Origin of the sequence: Pseudomonas sp. EA_65y_Pfl2_P78, from assembly GCF_963970495.1 — a bacterium.
In the GTDB taxonomy this organism is placed as follows: domain Bacteria; phylum Pseudomonadota; class Gammaproteobacteria; order Pseudomonadales; family Pseudomonadaceae; genus Aquipseudomonas; species Aquipseudomonas baetica_A.
Map to the genome: position 1 here is coordinate 1 of NZ_CAXAON010000028.1, position 25,621 is coordinate 25,621.

22 protein-coding genes and 4 tRNA genes are annotated in these 25,621 nt (G+C 58.9%); 2 read left to right on the forward strand and 24 right to left on the reverse strand.

Features of this window, described 5'->3' with window-relative positions; all coding sequences use genetic code 11:
• Together AACY02_RS19715 and AACY02_RS19720 are read right to left on the reverse strand one after the other, a co-directional pair.
• The coding region (locus AACY02_RS19715; RefSeq protein ID WP_339431018.1) for a helix-turn-helix domain-containing protein at positions 1 to 199 on the reverse strand (199 nt) is incomplete at its 3' end.
• A gap of 192 nt (positions 200 to 391) precedes the next feature.
• Positions 392 to 760 carry an SPOR domain-containing protein gene (locus AACY02_RS19720; protein ID WP_339433407.1) on the reverse strand — a complete coding sequence of 123 codons (369 nt, stop codon included), beginning with the start codon at positions 758 to 760 and terminating at the stop codon, positions 392 to 394.
• Positions 761 to 1,010: 250 nt separating this feature from the next.
• Between AACY02_RS19720 and csrA the strand changes: the two genes are divergently transcribed.
• Positions 1,011 to 1,205, forward strand: a complete 195-nt coding sequence (gene csrA / locus AACY02_RS19725) for a carbon storage regulator CsrA (protein ID WP_003179932.1) — start codon at positions 1,011 to 1,013, stop codon at positions 1,203 to 1,205.
• 226 nt (positions 1,206 to 1,431) lie between these two features.
• Here csrA and AACY02_RS19730 read toward each other — a convergent pair whose 3' ends face one another.
• Complete coding sequence (locus AACY02_RS19730) at positions 1,432 to 1,887, reverse strand: DUF2214 family protein (RefSeq protein ID WP_339433408.1); 456 nt, start codon at positions 1,885 to 1,887, stop codon at positions 1,432 to 1,434.
• Positions 1,888 to 2,433: 546 nt separating this feature from the next.
• A tRNA-Val gene (locus tag AACY02_RS19735) sits at positions 2,434 to 2,510 on the reverse strand.
• Positions 2,511 to 2,693: 183 nt separating this feature from the next.
• On the opposite strand from AACY02_RS19735, the gene AACY02_RS19740 reads away from it, so the two are divergent.
• Positions 2,694 to 3,977, forward strand: coding sequence for an NAD(P)/FAD-dependent oxidoreductase (locus tag AACY02_RS19740; RefSeq protein WP_339433409.1), 1,284 nt, complete (start codon positions 2,694 to 2,696; stop codon positions 3,975 to 3,977).
• Positions 3,978 to 4,023: 46 nt separating this feature from the next.
• Here AACY02_RS19740 and AACY02_RS19745 read toward each other — a convergent pair whose 3' ends face one another.
• The 20 genes from AACY02_RS19745 to AACY02_RS19840 all read right to left on the reverse strand — a co-directional run bounded on the left by AACY02_RS19745 (position 4,024) and on the right by AACY02_RS19840 (position 25,521).
• Positions 4,024 to 4,995 carry an XdhC family protein gene (locus tag AACY02_RS19745; RefSeq protein ID WP_339433410.1) on the reverse strand — a complete coding sequence of 324 codons (972 nt, stop codon included), beginning with the start codon at positions 4,993 to 4,995 and terminating at the stop codon, positions 4,024 to 4,026.
• Between the two features lies 1 nt (position 4,996).
• Positions 4,997 to 6,232: a c-type cytochrome gene (locus AACY02_RS19750; RefSeq protein ID WP_339433411.1), complete on the reverse strand. Its 1,236-nt coding sequence runs from the start codon at positions 6,230 to 6,232 to the stop codon at positions 4,997 to 4,999.
• Between the two features lie 2 nt (positions 6,233 to 6,234).
• A complete protein-coding gene (locus tag AACY02_RS19755; RefSeq protein ID WP_339433412.1) occupies positions 6,235 to 6,774 on the reverse strand; it encodes a (2Fe-2S)-binding protein in 540 nt (179 codons plus the stop codon).
• Entirely contained in the window at positions 6,767 to 9,598 is a 2,832-nt protein-coding gene (locus AACY02_RS19760; protein ID WP_339433413.1) for a xanthine dehydrogenase family protein molybdopterin-binding subunit, read from the reverse strand. The genes AACY02_RS19755 and AACY02_RS19760 overlap by 8 nt, the downstream gene beginning before the upstream one ends.
• Positions 9,599 to 9,932: 334 nt before the next feature.
• Positions 9,933 to 10,901, reverse strand: coding sequence for a DMT family transporter (locus AACY02_RS19765; protein ID WP_339433414.1), 969 nt, complete (start codon positions 10,899 to 10,901; stop codon positions 9,933 to 9,935).
• Positions 10,898 to 11,470, reverse strand: a complete 573-nt coding sequence (locus AACY02_RS19770) for a TetR/AcrR family transcriptional regulator (RefSeq protein WP_339433415.1) — start codon at positions 11,468 to 11,470, stop codon at positions 10,898 to 10,900. The genes AACY02_RS19765 and AACY02_RS19770 overlap by 4 nt, the downstream gene beginning before the upstream one ends.
• 521 nt (positions 11,471 to 11,991) lie before the next feature.
• Positions 11,992 to 12,068: transfer RNA gene (locus AACY02_RS19775), tRNA-Asp, on the reverse strand.
• Positions 12,069 to 12,162: 94 nt separating this feature from the next.
• Positions 12,163 to 12,239, reverse strand: a tRNA-Asp gene (locus AACY02_RS19780).
• Positions 12,240 to 12,295: 56 nt separating this feature from the next.
• Positions 12,296 to 12,371, reverse strand: a tRNA-Val gene (locus AACY02_RS19785).
• Between the two features lie 176 nt (positions 12,372 to 12,547).
• Positions 12,548 to 13,324: an SDR family oxidoreductase gene (locus AACY02_RS19790; protein WP_339433416.1), complete on the reverse strand. Its 777-nt coding sequence runs from the start codon at positions 13,322 to 13,324 to the stop codon at positions 12,548 to 12,550.
• Positions 13,321 to 14,532 (reverse strand): O-succinylhomoserine sulfhydrylase, encoded by a 1,212-nt coding sequence (locus AACY02_RS19795; protein ID WP_339433417.1) that lies wholly within the window; start codon positions 14,530 to 14,532, stop codon positions 13,321 to 13,323. Before AACY02_RS19795 ends, AACY02_RS19790 begins: the two co-directional genes overlap by 4 nt.
• 80 nt (positions 14,533 to 14,612) lie before the next feature.
• Positions 14,613 to 16,118, reverse strand: coding sequence for an amidophosphoribosyltransferase (gene purF / locus AACY02_RS19800; RefSeq protein WP_339433418.1), 1,506 nt, complete (start codon positions 16,116 to 16,118; stop codon positions 14,613 to 14,615).
• Between the two features lie 41 nt (positions 16,119 to 16,159).
• A complete protein-coding gene (locus AACY02_RS19805; RefSeq protein WP_039771589.1) occupies positions 16,160 to 16,720 on the reverse strand; it encodes a CvpA family protein in 561 nt (186 codons plus the stop codon).
• Between the two features lie 98 nt (positions 16,721 to 16,818).
• Positions 16,819 to 17,466 (reverse strand): SPOR domain-containing protein, encoded by a 648-nt coding sequence (locus AACY02_RS19810; RefSeq protein ID WP_339433419.1) that lies wholly within the window; start codon positions 17,464 to 17,466, stop codon positions 16,819 to 16,821.
• Positions 17,450 to 18,757 carry a bifunctional tetrahydrofolate synthase/dihydrofolate synthase gene (folC, locus tag AACY02_RS19815; protein ID WP_339433420.1) on the reverse strand — a complete coding sequence of 436 codons (1,308 nt, stop codon included), beginning with the start codon at positions 18,755 to 18,757 and terminating at the stop codon, positions 17,450 to 17,452. Before folC ends, AACY02_RS19810 begins: the two co-directional genes overlap by 17 nt.
• On the reverse strand, positions 18,754 to 19,674 hold the full coding sequence (accD, locus tag AACY02_RS19820) for an acetyl-CoA carboxylase, carboxyltransferase subunit beta (protein ID WP_339433421.1): 921 nt from the start codon (positions 19,672 to 19,674) through the stop codon (positions 18,754 to 18,756). The genes folC and accD overlap by 4 nt, the downstream gene beginning before the upstream one ends.
• Before the next feature lie 200 nt (positions 19,675 to 19,874).
• Positions 19,875 to 20,501: a phosphoribosylanthranilate isomerase gene (locus tag AACY02_RS19825; protein WP_339433422.1), complete on the reverse strand. Its 627-nt coding sequence runs from the start codon at positions 20,499 to 20,501 to the stop codon at positions 19,875 to 19,877.
• A 64-nt stretch (positions 20,502 to 20,565) separates the two neighbouring features.
• The gene (gene truA, locus AACY02_RS19830) at positions 20,566 to 21,390 is read right to left on the reverse strand and encodes a tRNA pseudouridine(38-40) synthase TruA (protein ID WP_339433468.1); all 825 of its coding nucleotides are present in this window, start codon (positions 21,388 to 21,390) and stop codon (positions 20,566 to 20,568) included.
• A gap of 272 nt (positions 21,391 to 21,662) precedes the next feature.
• Entirely contained in the window at positions 21,663 to 24,302 is a 2,640-nt protein-coding gene (locus tag AACY02_RS19835; RefSeq protein WP_339433423.1) for a FimV/HubP family polar landmark protein, read from the reverse strand.
• Between the two features lie 208 nt (positions 24,303 to 24,510).
• Complete coding sequence (locus tag AACY02_RS19840) at positions 24,511 to 25,521, reverse strand: aspartate-semialdehyde dehydrogenase (protein ID WP_339433424.1); 1,011 nt, start codon at positions 25,519 to 25,521, stop codon at positions 24,511 to 24,513.
• Positions 25,522 to 25,621 lie beyond the last annotated feature (100 nt).

The window sequence follows — 25,621 nt, forward strand, 5'->3', positions numbered from 1 at the left end:
GGGTACGGATGGAGGCGCCTTGGCTCCAATCTTGTCGACCATGCTTGCGTAACCAAACCAACACCGTCGACCGGCCCTGGATCCCGTAGCGCCGTTGAGCCTCTTTATAACTCAACTCGCCTTTTTCGACTTGGTCGACAACCGACAATTTAAAAGTCAGCGTGTAATCGCGTTGACTACGTTTTGCGCCCGTATCCATTGCCCCCTCCTGATAAGAAGCCAGAAGGTGTAAACCTTATTCAGGACGAGACAATCACCACTGAAGAGCCCGAGGCAACTCAGCCGCAAAACCCGTCAGTGCAGGCACCGACGATTTCCCCAAGGTTGTCCTCTTACATGTCGACATCAGCCAGCTCGATCGCCCGCCAAGCAGCTCCGTCGAATGAATCGCTTAAGGCGTCAGAGGATGCTCAACCAACACTGACTCAACATTCTGCTTTTTGGCCTTCACCAAGGCAGCATCCACCAGCACCTTTCGCGCCTCTGCCTCGGCCTGGGAGTTGAAAGGGCCAATCAGAATTCGCGTTTTGCCGCTACCGTCCTTGATGACCGTCGGAACGAACGCGTGCTCGATCAACCAGCCGCTCAAATCGCTGACGGCCTGAGGCGTTTCACCGCGCACCTCAAGATCCCACTGCGGGGCAGAGGACACCGCAGGCGCTGTTGCGACTGCCACTTTGGGCTTCTGTGTGTCCACACTTTTGCCTTCACCACATCCAGCCAATGCCAGTGCCGCGACCATCCAGACCCATTTGCGCACAACGCTTTCCTCGAAAATCTCAAAGCGGTGATCTTAACACTCATAAATACTTCGCGAGCCCCGCAAAATGGGCACAAAACAACGAGATTGATGATTGCAGCCTCTGTATAGTTACGCCCTGGGAATTAATGCCACATCTGCGCGTCAGAAAGATGCACCCAAACCGTGAGACTTCGCACTAATCTATACGTACCACCGACCTCTGCACTGTCTGAATCAGGTGCCCTACAAAGCAATCAAGGAGAAGACCATGCTGATACTCACCCGCAAAGTCGGTGAAAGCATAAACATTGGTGATGACATTACGATCACCATCCTCGGCGTTAGCGGCCAACAGGTCCGCATCGGCATCAACGCCCCGAAAAACGTTGCGGTGCACCGTGAAGAAATTTACCAGCGCATCCAGGCTGGCCTGACCGCCCCGGACAAGCCACAAACGCCCTGAGCCGCTTTCGCAGTCAGTAGCCAGTTCGTTTGCCCCGTGTAATGACTGGCTAAAGATTCACGCGCCGTACTGCTATCCGCTCCCCACTCGCTGGGCACGGCGCCTGACACATAACTCCTCACTCCAGCTCCTTGCCGCCCCTATCCTCTGTTGCCGAGCGATACTACCTGCCATTCCCAAGGCTGGCTGTCGGACGTTTCCGATAGAGCGCAGAGAATTCGCCCGCCTAATCCAACGTCACGCCACGCGCCATACCTGCGGCCGCCACCACCATCAGCACCAACAACAACGCCTCGACATGACTGATTCGTGCGTACAGCTTTGCACGGCCAGTATCGAGCGCCGCACCTCGCACTAACGAGATCCGCCACTTGACCAACGTGATCATCGGCGAGAGCTCTATCAGCAAAATCAGCACAAACAGTGTCATTTTCAAATGGAAGAGCGGCTGATGCAGGTAGTAGTCAGTGCCCTTTTCATAGCCACCAAAGGCGCGCATCCCACCCGTCACCAGCAGAACCAAAGCAGAAATACCCCATAGATTGTCGGCGAGCAAAACGCGCCTGGCATCCCCTAAGCCTGCAACCAAGCGGCTAAACGCCGCTCCACGAGTCAGAACCGCCCAAAAACCCAACGCAAAAGCCAGTAAGTGAACAGCCGCTAGAAACCATTGAACCAGCATCGCCAGACTCCTTCTGTAAAGAGATGGAAATCGCCAGTCAGTAGTAGTCGAAAAATAAAGGACATGCTCGCGCAACATCGCCGGTCATGTATCGAGCGATTGAAACAAGGAGAGAGAACCCGAAAAAGCCAAATTACAGGCAAAAAAAATCCCAAGCAGCTGATGGAAGCTCGGGATTTAAAAATGCATAAACCGTGGTGGTGAACGCGGGACAAATGTTACTGAAACTCCCACCCTGCTACAAGGTATTTTTCATAACCGGTTGGTTAAATAAAATCGTAAGCTATTAAATATCCACACATTTTAAAAGACTGCTGGCGACAAAAGGCGATCCACTCAGCCAATCTCAAACTCGACATCACAAAAATCAGCCTGACCGGACACCCCTTCAGCACACTCCCCATGTGCGCCCGAGAAGGATTAAAGCCCCCCCTCTGGATGCGCCGAATTGGCGACTCAAGGCTGGGCCTTGCAAACCCCAGACAACAAAAAAGGGCCCACCTTTCGGTGAGCCCTTCTAGACCGCCCAGCAGAGCGGATTTTGTTTGGTAGGCGCGATTGGACTCGAACCAACGACCCCCACCATGTCAAGGTGGTGCTCTAACCAACTGAGCTACGTGCCTGCTGTGAGGCGGCATTCTACGGAATTCCGAAGGGGTGTCAACACCTTTTTTTCACCTAACCCTATGAATATGCAAAATATTTAATTTGCGGCCAATGAAGAAGATTTTCCGGTGGCTGGCGGAGGTTTTTCAACTCCGGTAGGATCGACGCACTCGTAAAATATATTAAACAGAGGCGACAGAATGGCGAACACCCTTTACCCAGAGTCTTATTACGCTGCGTCGGCCAATGCCGTACCGCCACGTCCAGCCTTGCAGGATGATGTGGAGACGGATGTCTGTGTAATCGGTGCCGGGTATACCGGGCTGTCCTCGGCCCTGTTCCTTCTGGAGAACGGTTTTCGCGTGACAGTGCTGGAGGCCGCCAAAGTCGGCTTCGGCGCTTCAGGACGCAATGGCGGGCAAATCGTTAACAGCTATAGCCGCGACATTGATGTGATCGAGCGTACTGTTGGCCCGAAACAGGCGCAGTTGCTCGGCGAGATGGCCTTCGAAGGCGGCCGGATCATTCGCGAGCGCGTGGCCAGGTACAACATCCAGTGCGACCTGAAGGACGGCGGCGTATTCGCCGCCCTTACGGCCAAGCAGATGGGTCATCTTGAATCGCAGAAGCGTCTATGGGAGCGCTTCGGGCACTCACAACTCGAACTACTCGATCAACGCCGCATCCACGAAGTCGTCGCGTGTGATCAGTACATTGGCGGCATGCTCGACATGAGCGGCGGCCACATTCATCCGTTGAACCTTGCGCTGGGCGAAGCGGCTGCCGTGGAGTCCCTTGGCGGCGTCATCTATGAACAGTCGCCAGCCGTGCGCATCGAACGCGGCGCCAATCCGGTCGTGCACACGCCGCAAGGCAAGGTCAGGGCCAAATTCATCATCGTTGCCGGCAATGCCTACCTCGGCAATCTGGTGCCGGAACTGGCAGCCAAATCGATGCCGTGCGGCACGCAAGTGATCACCACAGAACCGCTGGGTGAAGAACTGGCGAAAGCGCTATTGCCGCAGGACTACTGCGTCGAAGACTGTAACTACCTGCTCGATTACTACCGCCTGACTGGCGACAAACGCCTGATTTTCGGCGGCGGCGTGGTGTACGGCGCGCGGGATCCGTCGAACATCGAAGCAATCATCCGCCCGAAAATGCTCAAGGCTTTCCCGCAGCTCAAGGACGTGAAGATCGACTACGCCTGGACCGGCAACTTTCTGCTGACGCTGTCGCGTTTGCCGCAAGTTGGACGTCTGGGCGACAACATCTATTACTCGCAAGGTTGCAGCGGCCATGGCGTGACCTACACACATCTGGCAGGCAAGGTATTGGCAGAGGCACTGCGTGGTCAGGCTGAGCGTTTTGATGCGTTTGCCGACTTGCCGCACTACCCGTTCCCGGGTGGGCAAATGCTGCGTACGCCGTTTGCTGCGCTGGGTGCCTGGTATTACGGCTTGCGTGACAAATTCGGAATGTAAAAAAAGGGCCGCTGAACAGCGGCCCTTTTTATTGAACGCAAGGCGTTTAGAGGTGATCCCGAGCAATCCCGCTACGGATCCGCAAGATATCCGCCAACACCGCCAAAGCGATTTCCGCAGGTGTCTTGCTGCCCAGGTTCAGGCCGATCGGCGCGTGAATCCGCGCCAACTCGCCCTCCCCCAATCCGCCAATCCTGCGAAGGCGCTCAAAGCGTTTCTGCGACGTCTGCTGTGAACCCATCACGCCAATGTAAAAGGCCTCGGTGCGCACCGCCTCCATCATTGCCAGATCATCGATACGCGGATCATGCGTCAGCGCCACCACCGCCGTGTCGCGATGGCAGCCACCGTCGGCAATGAACACCGACGGCAATTGCCGACGAATCTCTACGCCACTGAGTACCACGCCTTCGAGCACCTCATCACGCGGATCGCAGAGAATCACTTCGAAACCCAAGCCAACCGCAAACTCGGCACACGCCTGCGCCACGCTGGAATACCCGGCAAGCAAAAGACGCTGAGCCGCACCAACGCGGATTCGTACCCGATCGATCTCACGCTCGATCCGCGCACCCTGTTCGCGATCTGCAAAAAGGCTGCGCGCACCACTGGCCAGATCGACTTCACGAATCAGCCGACGCTGACCAAGCAGCGCCGATTCCAGTTCACGCAGATGCGCCTGCACGTCACAGCCAGCGTCAAATTTCTCTACCAGCACATCGAGAATACCGCCACAGGGCAGACTGACCCGCGAACGCGGATCGTCGCCTTCGCCGTAACGCACGACGTTGACCGCATCGAAAAACGCACCCTCGGCGAGGCGCTCGAGAAAATCCTCCTCGACACAGCCGCCGGACAGCGACCCGATCCACTGCCCGCCGTCATTCACTGCCAGCAGCGAACCCGGCGCACGCGGCGCCGAGCCGTAGGTGGTCAACACGGTACAGAGCCAGATGCACTGCCCCGCTACCGACCACTCCAATGCACGCCGCACCACTTGCAGATCGAGATGCTGCATGTCAGTGCGCCTTGTGCTCGATGGGCGGCGGGTCAGCTTGCAGCTTCTGAACCTCGCTTACCGCCAACTCTCCGGACTGGCCGCCCCACCCTTGACGCAGGTAGTTGAGAAGATCGGTCAGTTGCTCAGGACTGAGCTTGTCGGCAAAACCCGGCATTGGCTGCATGTGTTCGAACCCGGAGAATTTCTGCTCGCCGATACCGTCCTCGATGACCCGCAACAGATTGCGTGGATCTTCCAGACGCAGCGTGGTGTTGCCGCGCATGGCAACAGCGATGTGCGGCTTGCCTTCACCACCCGCCGCGTGACAACCGGCGCAGACATTCAAATATTCCTGACGGCCCCGTTGGGCACTCGCGCCGAGCTTGTCGACCGGCACGGCGACGAGCTCTTTGGCTGCCGGCGGTTGATCGCCGAGCAGGAAGGTCGCCATGGCAGCCAGATCGGTATCGTTCAAGCCCTGAGTGCTGTTGTGGAACACCGGGAACATCTCGTTGAACATCGTGCCCTGCGCGCTCATGCCATGCTTGAGGAATGTGCTCAGGTCCTGATGATTCCAGCCGCGAGCGGCCAGATCAGTGGCCAGCAGGCTCGGCGCCAGATAGCCATTGAGGATGCCACCAGTGAGACGCTTGTCCATTTGCATTGCGCCCGACAGCCCGCGTGGCGTATGGCACTCGCCGCAGTGGCCGAGGACGTCGACCATGTACTGGCCACGCTTCCAGGCGTCGCTTTTGCCGTCGGCAGATTCCAGCTTCACGTCTTTGCCGTACATCATGTTCCAGCCCATCAGGCCCAGACGCACGTTGAACGGAAAGCTCAGGCTGGTGACCGGCGCTGCCCGCTCGATCGGCTCAACGGTTTTGAGGTACGCATGAATCGCATCCGAATCTTCGCGCGGCATCAGGTGATACGAGGTGTACGGCATCGCCGGATACAGGTTTGCGCCGTCACGACGCTTGCCCTCGGTCAACGCAGCGTAGAACTCGTCATCACTGTACAAACCGATGCCATGCTCTTTGCTCGGGGTGATGTTGGTGCCGTAGATCGTGCCGAACGGCGAGACGATTGGCAGCCCGCCGGCAAATGGCGCGCCACCCGGTGCAGTGTGGCAAGCCATGCAGTCGGCGGCGCGGGCGAGGTATTGGCCGCGCTTGACCTGATCATCGGCGTGGACAAACAACACTGGCGCAGCCAGCCCGACCGCCAGGGTCAGGCGGGTCAGTAATAGCTTCATGCTTAACCCTCCTTGACCAGGCCGAGATCGGTCAGCACGTTGCGGGTCGCGTTGTAATAACGCACGTACCCGGTGCAACGGCATATGTGATGACCGAGGCTGTCCTCGATGACTTGTTCGAGTTTGCTTTGGACGATTGGCTGGCGTTGCAGCTTTTCCACCAACACGGTCGCGGCGTTGACGAAGCCCGGCGCGCAGTAGCTGCACTGGAAGGCGAACTCATCAACAAAGCGCTGCTGGATCGGATTCAGCTCGGTGACCTGCCCGCTCTCGTCACGCTTGGCGTGCGATTCGATGGTGCGGACTTTCTTGCCTTCGAAGTAATGCGCGCCGGTAATGCAGGTGCGCACTTCTTCGCTGGTGCCGTCCGGGTTATCGACGATCACCACGCAAGCGTGGCAAATACCCTGGCCGCAGCCCAGACGCGAGCCAGTCAGGTTTTTGTATTCGTGCAGGTAGTCGATCATCGGCAGGTCATCAGGGATGTCCACCGGGCCGACGGATTGACCATTGAGGGTCAGTTGAAGCGGACGGTTAGCCATTGAGGGCCTCCTTGATGCGCGCAGCAGTGATAGGCAGATCGCGAACACGTTTACCGATGGCGTGCGCCACGGCATTGCCAATGGCGCCGACCACCGGAATCATCACCACTTCAGCGATACCTTTGGACGGATCGCTGGGTGACAGCGGTGGCAGAATCTCTGCCGTCTGCTTCCACACCGCGACATGCCGGGCCATTGGCAGGCGATAACGGTTGAAGTTCCAGTCACCCTCCCCCGGCCCGCCCTCGTACAGCGGCATCTCTTCCATCAGCGCATGACCAATACCCATGGCGACCCCACCTTCGAGCTGCCCCTTGACCAGTTCTTCAACCAACACCCGACCGCATTCGACCCAAGAATGATGGTTGAGCACTTCGACTTGCGCCGAGCCTTTGTTGACCTTCAACTCGACCAGGGTGGCGACCGGGCTGTAGTAAGTCACCGCCGCGTTGTTCAACTGAACAACCGGGTAGTTGATGTTCTGGCGATCCAACAGGTGGAAACCCGCCGTGTTCATCAGCGCTTTCTTCGCCTTCGGCGCACCATCGCCGTACTTCACCGCCAGACCGTCAAGCGGCAAACGCTCGCGCACGCCGTCGATGCTGTATTCGGCCTCGGCCCAACTCCAGCGGTTGAACGCATGAACAGTGGCGCCGGTCACCAGACCGCGCTCATGAGCGTGCTTGGCCAACTCTTCGAAACTCAACGGCTGCATGCCGTTGGCCGTGAGTTTGCCGTCGACCCAATGCGCGTCTTCACGACGCACGACGTAAGGGTTGGCTTGACCGCCGTAAGGCCCCTGACGCCAGATTTCCATGGCCGCCGGCCACAAACCGTTGTTGAACAGCACGCGCGCTGCCTCACGGGTTGCGTGGCTGAAGTAGTAAGCCGAGTTGGTCGCCGAGGAAGCCGAAGCCAGCTTGCCGACCCAACGCGGGTTGCGCAGCAGATTGTCCTGCTCGGCCTGGCTCATGATGTAAGGGTTGCCGCTGGTAATCAGCTGCATTTCCTTCCATTCGGTTTCGCCGGTCTTCACTTCATGGGCAGGGCTACCGAGGAAATCAGCGACGACCAGGGCTTGCGAAGTCGACATGCCGGTGCCGATTTCAATGCCGATATGACGCAGGGTGATGCGCCCCTCGGCAGTGAATTCGATACTGGCCATCGGTGCTTCGGAGCCGGTGCCGAAGTCTTTCTGACAAATGGCGAAACCGACGCCGTACCAGTTGTCCGGATCATCTGCTTCGCGCTGCTTCTTGATGGCGTCGCGGTTTTTCCAGACTTCGTGCACTGCGGCCTTGTCGAGAATCTCGTGCAGGCGCAGAGCACCGGCCGGGATCGCGCCCTGAGTGTTCTTCATACCCGAACGCAACGCGTTCTTGCGGCGCAAATCGATCGCATCGACGCCGAGCCGATTGGCAATTTCGTCAACCATCATTTCGGTCGACGCCATGCTTTGCAGCGTGCCGTAACCGCGCATCGAGCCCGCCTCAACAGCGCGTGAGTGATAAGCGGTGACCTGCAGATCGTTCTGCGGCATGTAATAGATCGACTGCGCCGCCGTGGCGCCAACTGCCGCAACCGAGGGGCTGTAGTTGACCCGCCCGCCACCGTCGACACTCATTTCGGCGCGGAAAATCTTGAAGGTGTAATCGTTCTTGTCCACGGCCAATTGGTAGCGGATGTCGAACGGGTGGCGCTTGATGCCGCTCTGGAATTGCTCGTAGCGATCGTTGGCCAGGCGCACCGGCACACCGGCACCGTAAAGCGCAGCGAGTGCTGCGTAGTAAACGAAGATGTTGTGGTCTTTGGAACCGTAACCGACGGTGTAACCGGGGTGCATGTTCAGGTTCGCCAGACCGAAGCGCGAGGGCGCGATCATTTTCGCGGTCTCGGTCGCAGCTTCCAGTGGGCACTGGGTCGCCACCACGAAGTGCAGCGTCTTGGTGGCCGGGTCGTACCAACCGTTCCCGTTGTCCGGCTCCATGGCGGCAGGTTCGATCGATGGGGTCTTGTAACGCTCGTCGAACACCAGCCAGTTATCCGGCGGCGTATCGATCTCTTTCTTCATGCGGTCGGCGTAGAACAAACCGCGCTCGGTCAGGTTGCCGTGCAGGTTCGGCTGGGAATTCCACACCGGACGACGGTTTTTCAGCATCGGGAACAGGATCGAGTCCTTGAGGCTGGCGAATTCATCTTCATCTGCCGACGTCGGGCCACCCACACGTACGTAGCGGAAGCTGCCGTAGGGGTCGCCTTCGTAGTAAGGCACCTTGGCGCCGTAACGAATCGCTTTGTCATTGAATTTGAGCTTGTTCTTGGCCTGACGAAAACGCTCGAAGTCGTTCCAGATCAGGATAGCGACCGGGTGGCCGATGAACATCGGCACCTTGCCCTCAGGCAAAAGTGGATCTGGCGCGTGCTCTTCCGGGAAAACGATACCGTCCTTGTCCAGATCGGCAGCGGTGACGATGCGGTCAGGCTGCAAATCGGCGCCCAGCCACGACAGGTCGTAACCGTTATAGATATGGTCAGCCTTGATGGTTTTGAGCAGCATGGCGTGGCCTTGCTGCTCAGGCCAACCCGGCATGTCCCTGGAGCGGATGTCGCGAGCAAACACCTTGCTGCCGCAGACCTTGGACAGGGCGTCGTTACGCTGGCGCGCCTTGCCGTTGTTGCCGAGCCACTTTTCGGACGGCACGGTGACGCTGTTTTCCATCAAGGCAGCCAGCGCCTGACTGCTGAGCGGCGTGAGCGTAACGCTCACTCCCGCCACCAGCCCACCCTGAAGGAACGAGCGCCGGGATATTTCACGGTTGGACATGGATCATCCTCTGGGCGGTTATGAGTCCACCCTTCTGGTTATCTACTGGGAATCTCGAGTCTTGCAGAAGCCCTTTCTGGCGAGGCCAAGAGCCGTGTTGACAGTGCAAAGCTGACCGAAAGGTTAACTTTAAAGGTTTCTGCGGCTGCGGCAAACAAGCAGTTACAAAAATCTGACTAAAGAATCAGAATTACTGCAACCTTGCGCCGCAGCAAGTCACTGGACAAAACGCTGTCCAGCTTCTGCAGGAGTGAGCCTGCTGTCTGCGTCCGCCCAGTACAAATCAATCCAAAGCAGGTACCTGAAATGCCCCGTACCGACACATTCACATTAGTCAAAGGCCAGTTTTTAAACGATGCATCTCGCTATGTGCTCTTCTGCGATAAAAGGCGTGAATAGCCCACACCACCCCAACGAATAGCAACCCTGTCCCAAGCGCTTCCATAGGAGAGGGCCAGCGCTGGTTGATGAGCAAACCCATCGCAGTTGCATAAATAGTCCCACTGGCGATCAATTGCCCGCTCAGCGCCAGAGGTAGGCGCCGGGTTGCGATTGACCATGCCCAGGCACCTGCAAGGGTGGCTCCCACGCCCTGAATTAATCCACAGACTATTAGCGCCTGAGTACCTGCCAACCCGCCCGAATGGCTAGCGAAGTGGGACAACTTCAAGTAAAGCCCAGCCGGGATGAAAGCCAGCATTTCGACGCTGCACATGAAGATCAGCATGGCGGACCACAACATGGGCGACATACTTGGGCGTCGAGCCAAAGCACTTTCATTTATCAGGCCAAAACCCGTCCAGAATCCGATTGCAAGCAACGATGCCAGGAGTCCAAACATTATCGAGGTTGTCGGTAGCACCACCGTGGCGCTACCAAAATCAAACACGCTCAAGTTGACCAGACTGATGCCTAAAGCCGCCACCAACAACGGCCCGGAAATGGCGCGCCAAGGCACGCTGGAGCTGCGCATGTTGCCGGCAATCGCAAGTACGATAGGCACTGACCCCATCATCACCGGAGGGATCACCGGCCCGGCTGCCAAGACCGCAGTAGTAATCAGAAAGAAGTAACCGATGTATCCCAGGAAGCCCAACAGTGCGGCGCAAGCCCAGTCGCCCAGCCTCAACTGCCGCACTTCGTCACGGTAAACAAACAGCACTAACAGACTACCCAATCCGGCAAAGGCATAGCTCACCACAGCCAGATCAAAAAGACTGTAATCGCCGACAAGCCCTGGAAAGATGTAAAGCAGCGACCAAGAAAAAGTGGCAGCAATGGCCGCTAACAAGCCAAGGGTCATACGCTTTGCTCCTGCCCAGCCTGCTTGCGGATCCAGCAATGAGCCATTTGCCGCGCAGTGTCGAATACCTGCGCGTCCTGGCCCATGGCGCCGGTGACAAAACTACCCTCCAGCAAGATAAACAACCCCTCAGCAACTACGTGAGGGTCGCTCAGACCGGCACTCACGGCCAATGCAGTAAGGTTTTCGCGCACCCCTTGCTTATGCCTGCTTACAGCCAAATGCACTGGGTGGCTAAATTGTGGGAATTCAGCCGCACTGTTGACGAACAGACATCCGCGCCCGCTATCTTTCAAAAGAAAGCGTTGATACAGATCGAAAAAAGCGAGCATTCCACTGACAGGGTCAGGTTGTCTTGCCAAAGTGCGCGCGACCTCTTCGCGCCAGCGCAGATCACGCTTCTCGAGGCAAGCCACGATCAGCGCATCCTTTGAGGGGAAATGGCTGTAGAGCGTCATCTTGGTAACACCCGCCATCGCGGCGATGGCCATCACACCAGTAATGTATATACCTTCCGACAGAAACAGCTTCAGCGCTGAGTCAATCAATCGCTCACGGGTATTGTCCAATTTCAGGCACTCCGGCATCGGGACGGAGTTGACTATACTGACCGGTAAGCTGGAGACACATCCAGATACGACCTTAATCATGGCCGTCACGACACAGACCGCAGCATGCCAACGCAGCAGTAAATCGCAAGATTTGGTCTGTCCTGAATTTCGCTACGCTGTATAAGCGCTCAAAGGCCTCGCGTGGTTATACGGACGCCCACTTTGCGGCAGCGACTCAGTGATTTCATTTGCACGCTGCGAATACTGGAGTTCGGAAGGTGAGCTGGCCGCGCGCTTACAGCCTGCTCACGATGGTAATGTGCATCTTCCGAAGATATTGGCTGCACTGGCGCTATCGCCAGCAGGCTCCCACAGGGATTTGTGCTCAATATCGGTCGACTGAAAGAAGTCAAACGGGAAAGGTCAAATTTCAGACACAAAAAACCCCGGTCTTTCGACCAGGGTTTTTGCTATCGCTTCCGAATCAGCCAACGGCTTTTTCGGTGCTTCAAGGCGTTCAGTGGTCCTTGAAACAGATATGGCGCAGCGGACGGGACTCGAACCCGCGACCCCCGGCGTGACAGGCCGGTATTCTAACCGACTGAACTACCGCTGCGTATCGCTTTGAGCTTGCGCTCAAGTAACTCGTTTTGACTGAAAGCTTCGGTGCTTTGCAATCGCGAACCAGACAATGCCTGACTCGTAAAATATGGCGCAGCGGACGGGACTCGAACCCGCGACCCCCGGCGTGACAGGCCGGTATTCTAACCGACTGAACTACCGCTGCGCGTCGGTGCAGGCACTTTCAGCCTACGCTCTTGCTTACGCAAGTCTCTCGGGGAGTGGTGGGTGATGACGGGATCGAACCGCCGACATTCTGCTTGTAAGGCAGACGCTCTCCCAGCTGAGCTAATCACCCGTTTGCATCTCCGAGGCCGCGAAATTTACGCAGGTAGTGAACCTAAGTCAATAGCAGGATTGAAGTTTTTTTCAAAAACAGCTTTCAGCGATAAGTGTCGAGCAACAAGCAAAAGCAAGAACACATACACCAGGCGCCTCACTGCCGTGCTTTGACTTACAGCTTGAAGCTGGCTTTCACTGCGCGTAAATCATCTTCTTGGTCATACCGCCATCGACCACGAACTCCTGCCCGGTGACAAATCCGGCATTGCGCGACAGCAGCCACGCCACCATCGCCGCCACATCCTCGACCGTCCCTACCCTGCCCGCCGGATGTTGGGCATGATCGGTATCGGCCAGCGGTTCGGCGCGACGCGCGCAAGGATCGCGCGCATCGATCCAGCCCGGACTGACTGCATTGACGCGAATCTCTGGCCCGAGGCTGATAGCCAGCGCATGCGTCAACGCCAACAGACCGCCCTTGCTCGCCGCATATGCCTCGGTATCCGGCTCGGACTGCCCGGCACGGGTCGACGCCAGATTGACGATCGAGCCGTTGTGCGCTCGCAGATAAGGAGCACAATGCTTGGCCAGCAACATCGGCCCACTGAGATTCACCGCCAGCACCCTATTCCAGTAAGCCAGATCCAGGCTTTCCAGGGTGATGTTGTGCGGATCAGCGACCGCCGCATTGCACACCAGCGCATCGAGACGCCCAAACTGCCCCAACACCTCAGCCACGCCCAGCGCGACCTGGCTTTCCTGCGCCACGTCCATGGCGATGAACCAGGCGTTCTCGCCCAGCACTTTCGCCACTTTCGACCCACGCGACCGATCAAGATCCGTCAGCACGACCTGCCAGCCTTCGCTGATCAGCCAGGCAGCGATGCCCAGGCCGATTCCTCGCGCGGCACCCGTGACCAGCGCAACACGGCCATGGGTCCCCGCTTTCAGAGTGGACAACTCGATCACAACGCCGCCAGACCGCGCGCCAGGTCGGCTTGCAGGTCGACCACGTCTTCCAGCCCTACGGCGATGCGGATGAGACTGTCGCGGATGCCTGCTGCTTCACGCTCCTGCGGCGCGAGTCGGCCGTGAGAGGTGGTGCTCGGGTGCGTGATGGTGGTTTTGCTGTCGCCGAGGTTGGCGGTAATCGAGATCAACCGGGTTGCATCAATAAAACGCCAGGCGCCCTCTTTGCCACCCTTGACCTCGAAACTCACCACGGCACCGAACCCCTTCTGCTGGCGCTGGGCCAACTCGTGCTGCGGATGGCTCTTGAGACCGGCGTAATGGACTTTTTCGATGCCCTCCTGCTGCTCCAGCCATTCAGCCAGTTGTTGCGCGTTGGCACAGTGGGCCTTCATCCGCAGGTTCAGGGTTTCCAGACCTTTGAGGAAGATCCACGCGTTGAACGGGCTCAGGGTTGGCCCGGCGGTACGCAGGAAACCGACGACCTCTTTCATCTGCTCGCTACGACCAGCCACCACGCCGCCCATGCAACGGCCCTGGCCGTCGATGAATTTGGTCGCCGAGTGCACGACGATGTCCGCACCGAGCTTCAATGGCTGCTGCAACGCAGGCGTGCAGAAGCAGTTATCGACCACCAGCATAGCGCCCTTGGCGTGAGCGATTTGCGCCAGCGCGGTGATATCCACCAACTCAGCCAGCGGATTGGAGGGCGACTCGACGAACAGTAATTTGGTATTGGGCTTGATCGCCGCCTCCCAAGCCGAAAGTTCGGCCAAGGGTACGTAATCGACTTCAACGCCGAAACGCTTGAAGTACTTCTCGAACAGGCTGATGGTCGAACCGAACACACTGCGCGATACCAGAACATGATCGCCGGCACTGCACAGACTCATCACCACCGCCATGATCGCGGCCATACCCGTGGCGGTCGCAACAGCCTGCTCGGCGCTTTCCAGCGCCGCAATGCGCTCTTCAAACGCGCGCACCGTGGGGTTGGTGTAACGCGAGTAGACGTTGCCCGGCACTTCACCAGCAAACCGCGCAGCCGCGTCGGCAGCGGTGCGGAACACGTAGCTGGACGTAAAAAACATCGGATCACCGTGCTCACCTTCCGGCGTACGGTGCTGACCGGCACGTACGGCCAGGGTATCGAACGCTACGCCTTCGAGGTCGCTATCAAGCCGACCGGCATCCCATTCCTGACTCATGCTGTCACTCCTTGCCCTGCGCTGAATAAATGGAAGTCTTTTGCCAGATACAAAACCGGCCCCTCAGGGCCGGTAGAAACTCAGTTGTTGTACAGATCGATGATCGCACTGACCGCTTGGGTCTTGACCTTCGAGGCATCGTTGCGTGCCTGTTCGATCTTGTCCAGATAAGCCTCGTCGACGTCGCCAGTGACGTACTTGCCGTCGAACACCGCGCAATCGAAGTTTTCGATCTTGATCTTGCCGCCGCCGACCGCTTCGATCAAGTCAGGCAAGTCCTGATAGATCAGCCAGTCAGCACCGATCAGATCAGCCACATCCTGAGTCGAACGGTTGTGAGCGATCAATTCATGAGCACTTGGCATGTCGATGCCGTACACGTTCGGGAATCGCACTGCTGGAGCGGCCGAGCAGAAGTAGACGTTTTTCGCGCCGGCTTCGCGGGCCATCTGGATGATCTGCTTGCAAGTGGTGCCACGAACAATCGAGTCGTCGACCAGCATCACGTTCTTGCCGCGGAATTCCAGCTCAATGGCATTGAGCTTCTGGCGTACCGACTTCTTGCGGGCAGCCTGACCCGGCATGATGAAAGTACGACCGATGTAACGGTTCTTGACGAAACCTTCGCGGAACTTCACGCCCAGATGGTTAGCCAGCTCAAGCGCTGCAGTGCGACTGGTGTCGGGGATCGGGATAACCACATCGATGTCGTGCTCTGGACGCTCGCGCAGGATCTTCTCGGCGAGCTTCTCACCCATGCGCAGACGGGCCTTGTAAACCGACACACCATCAATGATCGAGTCCGGACGCGCCAGGTAGACGTGTTCGAAGATGCACGGAGTCAGGGACGGGTTGGTCGCGCACTGACGGGTGTGCAGCTTGCCGTCTTCAGTGATGTAGACCGCTTCGCCCGGTGCCAGATCGCGAATCAGAGTGAATCCGAGCACGTCCAGGGAAACGCTTTCCGAGGCGATCATGTATTCGACGCCTTCGTCGGTGTGACGCTGGCCGAATACGATCGGGCGAATACCATGCGGGTCACGGAAACCGACAATGCCGTAACCGGTCACCATCGCCACGACGGCGTAACCGCCAACGCAACGGTTGTGCACGTCGGTGACAGCGGCAAACACGTCTTCTTCGGTCGGCTGAAGCTTGCCGCGCTGGGCCAGCTCGTGAGCGAAAACGTTCAACAGCACTTCCGAGTCGGAACTGGTGTTGACGTGACGCAGATCGGATTCGTAGATCTCTTTGGCCAACTGCTCAACGTTGGTCAGGTTGCCGTTATGCGCCAAGGTGATGCCGTAAGGCGAGTTGACGTAAAACGGCTGAGCTTCGGCCGAAGTCGAGCTGCCCGCAGTCGGGTAGCGAACATGACCGATACCCATATGGCCGACCAGGCGCTGCATGTGACGCTGATGAAACACGTCACGCACCAGACCATTATCCTTGCGCAAGAACAACCGGCCATCATGGCTGGTCACGATACCGGCAGCGTCCTGGCCGCGGTGCTGGAGCACGGTTAGCGCGTCATACAGCGCCTGATTGACGTTCGACTTACCGACGATACCGACGATGCCACACATGCGACGCAACCCCTACTTTATGGATCTGAACTGAACAACACTCACTGCGGCGTTTTGGCCGACGGCAAGAGCTGCTCCTTGAACGGAATATCAGCGGGTACGCTGATTCCGCTGGCAAGCCACTGACTGCTCCACCCGAGAATCAGGTTTTTGGACCAGTCGGCGACCAATAGAAACTTTGGCACGAGCTGTGATTCTTTCCACCACCCGTCCTGCTGTACCGGCCCCAGGCTCAACAGCCCGACCGCCACGACCACCAGCAACACGCCACGCGCAGCGCCGAAGGCCATGCCGAGGAATCGATCGGTCCCGGATAACCCGGTGACGCGAACCAACTCGCCGATAAGATAATTGATCATTGCGCCCACGATGAGTGTGGCGACAAACATGATGGCACAGCCCGCGATCACGCGGGCCGATGGGGTTTCGATGTATCCGGCGAGGTACTCGGACAGTGAGCCACCGAACATCCAGGCGACAGCTCCTGCGATGATCCAGGTCACCAGCGATAATGCTTCCTTGACGAAGCCGCGGCTCAAACTGATCAAAGCGGAGATGGCGATGATTGCAACGATCGCCCAGTCAACCCAGGTAAATGGCACAGTGCAGCCTACAGACGGATAAGGCGGCGCATTTTAGCAGAGCGCATGGCTGTCGGTAAGCTGCGATTGTCAGTGCTTTTCAATCAGCGTGATAGTTTTTAACCGCGCTCAGGCTGGAAGCGCACGACAAAACCCTTGAGGTTCTGCTGGCGACTCAACAAATCACGCAGACGATCGGCTTCAGCGCGCTCGATCAGAGGCCCGACGAACACCCGATTCTTGCCATCGGCAGAACGGATGTAGGCGTTGTACCCTTGGCTGCGCAGGGTTTTCTGCAGGCTTTCGGCATTGGCACGGCTCGACAGGCTAGCCAGTTGCACCGACCAGCTCACCGACAGACCATTGGCATCGACACGACTCTGCGTGGTGTCAGGCTTGGTCGGCGCTGCAGCAATAGGCTGAGAAGGCGCAGGAATCGGCTTGGCCACGGGTGCCGGAGTCGGCTTGGCGACTGGCACCGAAGCCACAGGTGCCGGTGAAATCGGCGCAGAAGGCGCCGCTTGTTCGGCGACCTCTTCATCACTTGGCACAGGCTCTTGCGGCAAGTCTTGCGGCTCAGGCACGGCAACCGGCTCCAACTGCACTGGCGGCACGGTAGGCGCTTGCGGAGCAGCCGGCGCATCAACCGTGACCTGGCGCTGCTCATCCTGACGGGAAAACAGCATCGGCAGGAAAATCACCGCCAGCGCCACCAACACCAGAGCGCCGACCATGCGCTGTTTGTACGCTTTATCCAGCAAAGCCATTTGCCGCTTCCTCCGTGGAGCGCCGGGCCAGCCATTCAAGGGCCTCGGCGACACAATAAAATGATCCGAACAACAGAATCTCGTCGTCGCTTGTGGCCACAGCGCACTGCCCTTCCAGAGCGGCGGCGACACTATCGTATGACGTGACGGATGCGCCAAGGTTCTGCAATGCCGCATGTAATTCATTCACCGGGCGAGCACGTGGCGAATCGAGCGGCGCCACAGCCCAGTGCTCGACACTAGCATTCAATTCGCCGACAACACCCTCCAGATCCTTGTCCGCCAGCAAGCCGAATACCGCCAGACGTTTGCCAACCGGAGGCCGCGAAGCCAGGCGACGAGCCAGATACTCGGCCGCATGCGGATTGTGACCGACATCCAGCAACAGGTTCAGGCGCTTGCCGTTCCACTCGAACGGACGGCGATCCAGACGCCCAACCACACGCGTCGCCTGCAAGGCCGCCGCGATCTGCGGCGCATTCCACGGCAAACCGAGCAATAAATAAGCCTGCAACGCCAGCGCGGCGTTTTCCATCGGCAGATCGAGCAGTGGCAGATCGTGCAACTCGACAACACAGCCCTGCGCGCCAGTCCCGCGCCACTGCCAGTACCGATCAGTGATGCCCAGGTCGAAGTCACGCCCACGCAGGAAGAACGGGCACGCCAGTTCGCGAGCCTTGTCGAGTAGCGGTTGCGGAGGATTGAGGTCGCCACACAAGGCCGGCTTGCCCTGGCGGAAGATACCGGCCTTCTCGAAGGCCACAGACTCGCGTGTATCACCCAGATAGTCGGCGTGATCAACACCAATGCTGGTCACCAGTGCGATATCGGCGTCCACCACATTGACCGTATCCAGACGCCCGCCCAGACCGACTTCAAGCACCACAGCGTCAAGCCCGGCCTGCTGAAACAGCCAGAACGCCGCGAGGGTGCCCATTTCGAAGTAAGTCAGGGAAGTGTCGCCGCGCCCAGCCTCTACGGCAGCAAAAGCCTGGCACAACTGCGACTCAGTGGCTTCGACGCCATTGAGTTGCACCCGCTCGTTATAACGCAGCAGGTGCGGAGAATTGTAGACACCAACGCTCAGGCCCTGCGCCCGCAGCAAAGAAGCCACAAAAGCGCAGGTTGAACCCTTGCCGTTAGTGCCGGTAACCGTAATCACCCTGGGCGCCGGCTGGCCCAGCCCCATGCGGGACGCTACCTGTTGCGAACGCTCCAGCCCCATGTCGATGGCCGAGGGATGCAACTGCTCAAGGTAGGCGAGCCACTCGCCAAGGGTGCGCTCGGTCATAGGTTGGCAGGTACCGGCGGAACCACGATTGGCTCGATTGGCGCTGCGACGAACACCGGCGTCGGCTTGCCGGTCATTTGTGCCAGCAGGTTACCCAGACGTGGGCGCAGTTCCTGACGGTGGATGATCATGTCGATTGCACCGTGTTCCAGCAAGAACTCGCTACGCTGGAAGCCTTCCGGCAGTTTTTCGCGCACGGTCTGCTCGATAACGCGCGGGCCGGCGAAACCGATCAGGGCCTTCGGTTCGCCAACGATCACGTCGCCTAGCATGGCCAGACTGGCTGAAACGCCGCCGTAGACCGGATCGGTCAGCACGGAGATGAACGGGATGCCCTCTTCACGCAGACGCGCCAGCACAGCGGAAGTCTTGGCCATCTGCATCAGCGAGATCAGCGCTTCCTGCATACGCGCACCACCGGAGGCGGCGAAGCAGATCATCGGGCAACGATTTTCCAGCGCGTAGTTGGCAGCACGCACGAAACGCTCACCGACGATGGCGCCCATGGAACCGCCCATGAAGCTGAATTCAAACGCCGAAACCACCACCGGCATACCCAGCAGGGTGCCGCTTACGGAAATCAGTGCGTCTTTTTCACCGGTCTGCTTTTGAGCAGCGGTCAGGCGATCCTTGTACTTCTTGCCGTCGCGGAATTTAAGACGGTCAACCGGCTCCAGATCGGCGCCCAGTTCATTGCGACCTTCGGCATCGAGGAAGATGTCGATGCGCGCCCGTGCGCCGATGCGCATGTGGTGGTTGCACTTGGGGCAAACGTCCAGGGTCTTTTCCAGCTCCGGACGGTACAGCACAGCCTCGCAGGACGGGCATTTGTGCCACAGACCTTCAGGCACCGAGCTCTTCTTGACCTCCGAGCGCATGATCGAAGGGATCAGTTTGTCTACTAACCAGTTGCTCATGCTTTCTTTCTCCAGTACCGGCGGCCCGAACGCTCTGGTTCGCAGCCCCGCGTATGCCCTTCAGCTAAATTCATGTGTGTGGCGATGATTGGTGGGGCGCCGGGCCAGCAAAACTGACCTTCGTACAACCCAAAAACCCTCAGCCTCGCCTGCTTTGTGCAAGTGCATTGATGGACGGCGGCAGACTGCCAGCCGTCACATCAATATGGCGCTTTGCGTACAGCGTTGATGAACGCCCGAATCTTTGCATGATCCTTGATGCCTTTGCTCGCTTCTACCCCACCGCTGACGTCCACCGCGTAAGGCCGAACCCGCGCCACGGCGTCTGCAATGTTCTCGGGGGTCAGCCCGCCCGCCAGAATCAGCGGCTTGCTCAACCCCCGAGGAATCAATGACCAGTCGAACGCCTCGCCGGTTCCACCGGGCACCCCCTCGACATAGGTGTCGAGCAGCACGCCGCTGGCGGTCGGATAGGCGTTGCAGGCGCCAGCAATGTCGTCACCGGCCTTGACCCGCAATGCCTTGATGTAAGGACGATGCCAGCTTTCGCACTCATGCGCCGGTTCATCACCATGGAACTGCAACAGATCCAGCGGCACGGCATCGAGGATTTCCCCCAGCTCGCAGCGACTGGCGTTGACGAACAGGCCCACCGTGGTCACAAATGGCGGCAATGACTTGATGATCGCCCGCGCCTGCTGCACGGTCACCGCGCGCGGGCTCTTGGCGTAGAACACGAATCCGATCGCATCCGCCCCGGCCTCAACAGCAGCCAACGCGTCTTCCATGCGGGTAATCCCGCAAATCTTGCTGCGAACGGCTGACATGTCGATAAAAACTCCGAGGCAAATCCGGGAAAGTCCCGGATGGTAACAAAAGCGTTCGAGGGCGTCAGCCGTCAAGTTCCGAGAAACCCGTCAGGAAGTGTGGCCCGATAAAACGCTCGGGCAACGGGAACTCATCGTGGTACTCGACCTGCACCAGATACAGACCATACGGATGCGCCGTCACACCACCGGAACGACGTTCGCGGCTTTCCAGCACTTCCTTCATCCATTCAACCGGGCGCTCGCCCGCGCCGATGGTCATCAGCACGCCAGCGATGTTGCGCACCATGTGGTGCAGGAAAGCATTGGCGCGGATATCGAGCACGATCATCTTGCCGTGACGGGTCACGCGCAGGTGATGCATCTTCTTGATTGGCGACTTGGCCTGGCACTGACCGGCACGAAACGCGCTGAAATCATGGGTGCCGATCAGGTATTGCGCGGCCTCGGCCATGCGTTCGACATCCAGCGGACGGTGATTCCAGGTGATTTCTTCGTTGAGATGCGCCGGACGGATCTGATCGTTGTAGATCACATAGCGATAACGCCGGGCGATGGCTTTGAACCGCGCATGAAAGTGCGCCGGCATCACCTTGGCCCAACTGACACTGATGTCGTGGGGCAGGTTAATGTTGGCGCCCATCACCCAGGCTTTGAGCGAGCGATCGACTTGAGTGTCGAAATGCACCACCTGTCCACAGGCATGTACGCCCGCGTCGGTACGCCCGGCGCACTGTAGCGAAACCGGCGAGTTGGCGACTTTCGACAAAGCTTTTTCGAGGGCTTCCTGCACTGTAGCCACACCGGTGGACTGACGCTGCCAGCCACTGTAGCGCGAGCCTTTGTATTCAACGCCCAGCGCGATGCGGTAAAAGCCGTCGGGCGCCATTTCGGCGACCGGGTTATCTATGTTTGCCAAGGTGGGACAGCCTGCTGTTTTTGCAAAGGCGGGCATTATAAGGCTGTGAACCGGGGATGCCAGTGAGTTCTCTGCCGACCGGCCCAGCCTCTTCGCAAGCAAGCCCGCACACCATTGAAATGCATTCCAACGCTGGGAGCAGGCTCGCTCGCGAAGACGGCCAATCAAGCACCGCCGAATCCAACCCAAACAAAAACGGCAGCCTCAATGGGCTGCCGCTTTGTTTACCGCTAATGGCTGAATCAAACCAGGTTCGACAGCATTTCCCTGGCTTCGCCGCGCTGCTTCTCGTCACCCTCGGTCAACACCTCGTTGAGAATGTCACGGGCGCCGTCGCTGTCGCCCATATCGATGTAGGCCTGGGCCAGATCAAGCTTGGTCGCCGCCTCGTCGGTGCCGGCGAGGAAATCGAAATCGTCTTCGCCCAGATCCCCACCCAGCGCCGCATCAGCTTCGGTGAACGTTGGCTCGGCAATGCTCTGCGACAGACGATCCAGCTCGGCATTGACGTCATCGAGTTCGGCAGCGAACGCATCCGGTTCAGCGGCTGGATTGCTATCCATCTCGTCAGACAGCGACAGATCGAAATCGGCTGGCAGCTCCAGATCATCCTGCGGCACGTCAGCAACGACCGGCGGCTCGACCGGCGGCAGGTCCTTCACTCCTTCATCAAGATCCAGCAGGAAGTCGTCATCGGCCAATGCGGCCGTGGACGGGGCTGGCTCGGCACCAAGATCCAGATCCAGATCGAAATCCGACAGGTCATCCAGGTTCTCTTTGATGTCGGTCTGCTGTTGCAGCACCGATTCAAAACTCAGGTCGTCGTCTGACGGGAATTCGTCGAGTTCAACGGGCGCTTGCGGCTCAACGACGGGTGCAGGCTCCACCGGGGTAATGTTGTCGAGGTCATCCAGACTCAGGTCAAACGTGCTGTCCAGATCATCTTCCACAGATGCCGGTGCGGGCTCTTGCGGCTCATCCAGCAGCAAGTCCTTGACGTATTGTGCATCCAGTTCGGCGGCGACAGCGGCAGCCGCCAGACCAGCCGTAACCGCTACCGCCATGGCCGGGAAGCGACTTTTCAGTTCTTCGACCTTGGCGAAGTTGTCGCCATTGGCCACCAATTGACGCTCCTGCCCCACGAACGCATCGCGGTCGCCCTGCTGACCGTAGACTTCCATCAACTTCAGACGCAGGTCACTGCGCTGCGGCTCGAGGCTGACGCCCTCTTCCAGCAACGCAGCAGCCTGGTTCAGGCGACCGGCACTGATGTGCGACTGCGCCTTGTCCAACACATCGTCAGAACGCTCGGCTGCCGGCGCAACCAGTGGCGCGGCAATAGGTTCGGCCATCACGATAGGCGCCACTACTGGCGCTGGAGTTGGCGCTGGAGCCGGCGTATTGAGTTTGACGCTCGCAGCAGGCACTTCCAGACCTTCGAAGCTGCTTTCCGGCAGATCCTGCTCGGCGGAGAAGTCTTGTTCATCGGCCAGAGCGCGGGCCATGCGCACATGCTTATCGGCTTCTTGCTGGGCTTTGCGGCGACGGGCCAACAACAGCAGCAAGAGCAGCAGAACGACGGCACCACCACCAACCAGGCCCAGCAGGACCGGATTGGTCAGCAGTTCGTTGAATGTCTTCTCGTCATCGACAGCCGGTTTCGGCTCGACAATTGGAGTCTCAGCCGGCGTATCAACCGGCGGCGCAATAGCCGATTCCGGGGTCGGAGAGGCCGATGCAGCTTCTGCAGGCGTAGCAGCCAACTCGGCGGTGATGGCCGGCACCGGTGCAACAGCAGGATTCACGGCTGGCGCAGCGCCAGGCCCTTCGGCCTGCATTTTCGCCAGTTGATTGTTCTTCAGCTCGATCAGGCGTTGCAGCTTGTCCAGTTGGCTTTGCAGATCGGCCATGCGGCTTTTCAGTTCCTCATTGTCACGACGAGTCGTGTCGAGGCTTTCCTGAGTGACCGCAAGCTTATCGCTCAAGGCCTTGGCATCGCCTGCCGGGCCTTTACCGCGCGCCTTCGCGCTTTCGGCCGAAACCAGGCTCAGCTTGTCTTCGGCATTCGGCGCAATACCGGTATTGGCGCGACCACGCTTGGTCGCATCAAGCTGTTGCTGGCCGGTGCCAGGCTTGGCCACATAGCGACGCCCCTGACGCCAGGCTTCGTTCTGCGCTGCAACTTCAGCGATGGCCCTGGACTGCGGCAGCGCAGTGCTTTGCACCGAGTCCGGCAAGCGCAGCACCTGACCGGTTTTCAGCAGGTTGATGTTGCCGCCAATGAACGCGTCCGGGTTAAGCGCCTGAATCGCCAGCATGGTCTGCTGCACCGAACCACCGTTGCGCGCCTTTGCCGCGATTTCCCACAAGGTATCGCGTGGCGTCGTGGTGTACTGGGCAGGATGCGTTGCGCCAGTGGTCGGCGCGGTGATGGTTTGCGACGGCGCCGGTTGCGCGGCGGCGTCAGCGGTCTGCGGCGAGAACTTCGACGGATCGAGCAACACGCTGTAATCGCGCAGCAGACGGCCATTGGGCCACATCACCTGCACGAGGAATTTGACCATCGGCTCCGACAACGGCTTGCTCGACGTCACGCGCAGTACGCTTTTGCCGCTGGCGTTGAGCACCGGGGTGAAGGTCAGATCGTTTAGAAAGGCCTGACGATCGACGCCGGCCTTGGCGAAATCTTCAGGGGAAGCCAGGCTCGGCACCACTTCGGCCGCGGTGAGATCCTTGACGTCGAGCAACTCGATCTCGGCCATCAGCGGCTGGTTCAGGGTCGACTTCAGGGTCAGTTCCCCGAGCCCGAGGGCATGCGCCATACCGGAGGACAGCGCCGAGGCGGCCGCTATTGCTAACACCAGTTTGCGAACTTGAACCATAGCCTCATCCTTTGTTTGAACGTTCCTCGGCCAGCGAGAAGATGTTGATTGCCGCTGCCGTAAGGCATTGCGCGCGACGACGACAGATGCCGCGCGCGATCATTTCATTGATGCCCCGGAAGGTCCCGGAGGGTGACACGTCGTCAAGCGCTTCGGGCAAGCATAGCGCTCACCTAGAATCGGTCGACAAATTGTTGCCAAGTATCTTTTACAGCAGGTCTTTTATCAACAATTCAGCCACCTGCACAGCGTTAAGGGCTGCACCTTTGCGTACGTTATCTGACGTCAGCCACAGATTAAGTTCCGCCGGGTCGTCGACACCACTGCGCACGCGACCGACATAGACAACGTCCTGCCCTACCGCATCACCGACTGCTGTCGGGTAATCACCGGCTTCAACCAGCTCGATTCCCGGCGCATCTTCGAGTGCAGCGTTGATTTTTTCCAGGTCGACAGCCTTTGCTGACTGCAAGGTCACGCTAAGGCTATCGCCAAAAAACACCGGGGCTTGAACGCAAGTTGCGGAAATCTTTAATAAAGGCTGGGCCAGCACCTGACGCAACTCGCGCACCAGACGTTTTTCCAGCAGCGTATGGCCCGCTGCGTCAGGCGTGCCGACCTGAGCCAGCAGATTGAACGCCATCTGCCGGTCAAAGAACGTGGGCTCCAGCGGACGCATGTTCAGCAGTTCGGCAGTCTGTCGCGCCAACTCGCTGACCGCTTCGCGCCCCTGGGCGGAAACGGCCAGATTGGCGGTGACATTCACGTATTGCAGGTCGATCAGATCACGCAGCGGCGCCAGCACCACGGCGAGCGTGGTAGCCGACGGACTCGGGCTGCTGACCTGAAACGGCGCTTTCAAACCGGCAAGCACATCGGCGTTGGCTTCCGGCACCACTTGCGGCGCTTGCTCGGCCGACAAGGCGCCGGACAGGTCGATCAGCGAGCAACCGGCGGCATGGGCGCGAGCGGCGTAGCTCAGGGTGATGGCCGGGCCGGCGGCGAAGAACACCAGTTTGACCTTGCTGAAATCGAACTCATCGACTTCGCGCACGCGCACATTCTTGTTACGGAACAGCACAGAGCTGCCGGCAGACTCGCTGCTGGCCAGCAGGTGCAGGTTGCCGACCGGGAAGTCGCGCTCTTCGAGAATCTGTACGAGGGTTTCGCCGACAGTACCGGTGGCGCCGATCACGGCAATATCTAGGGTCTGGGTCATGGTGCGGCCTCTGGCGAAACGGGGGGAGCGGCACTTTACCGGGTGACCGCCATGCAGGCAATTTCTGCGGGATTTGTGGTGGCCGTCCGGACGCCTTCGC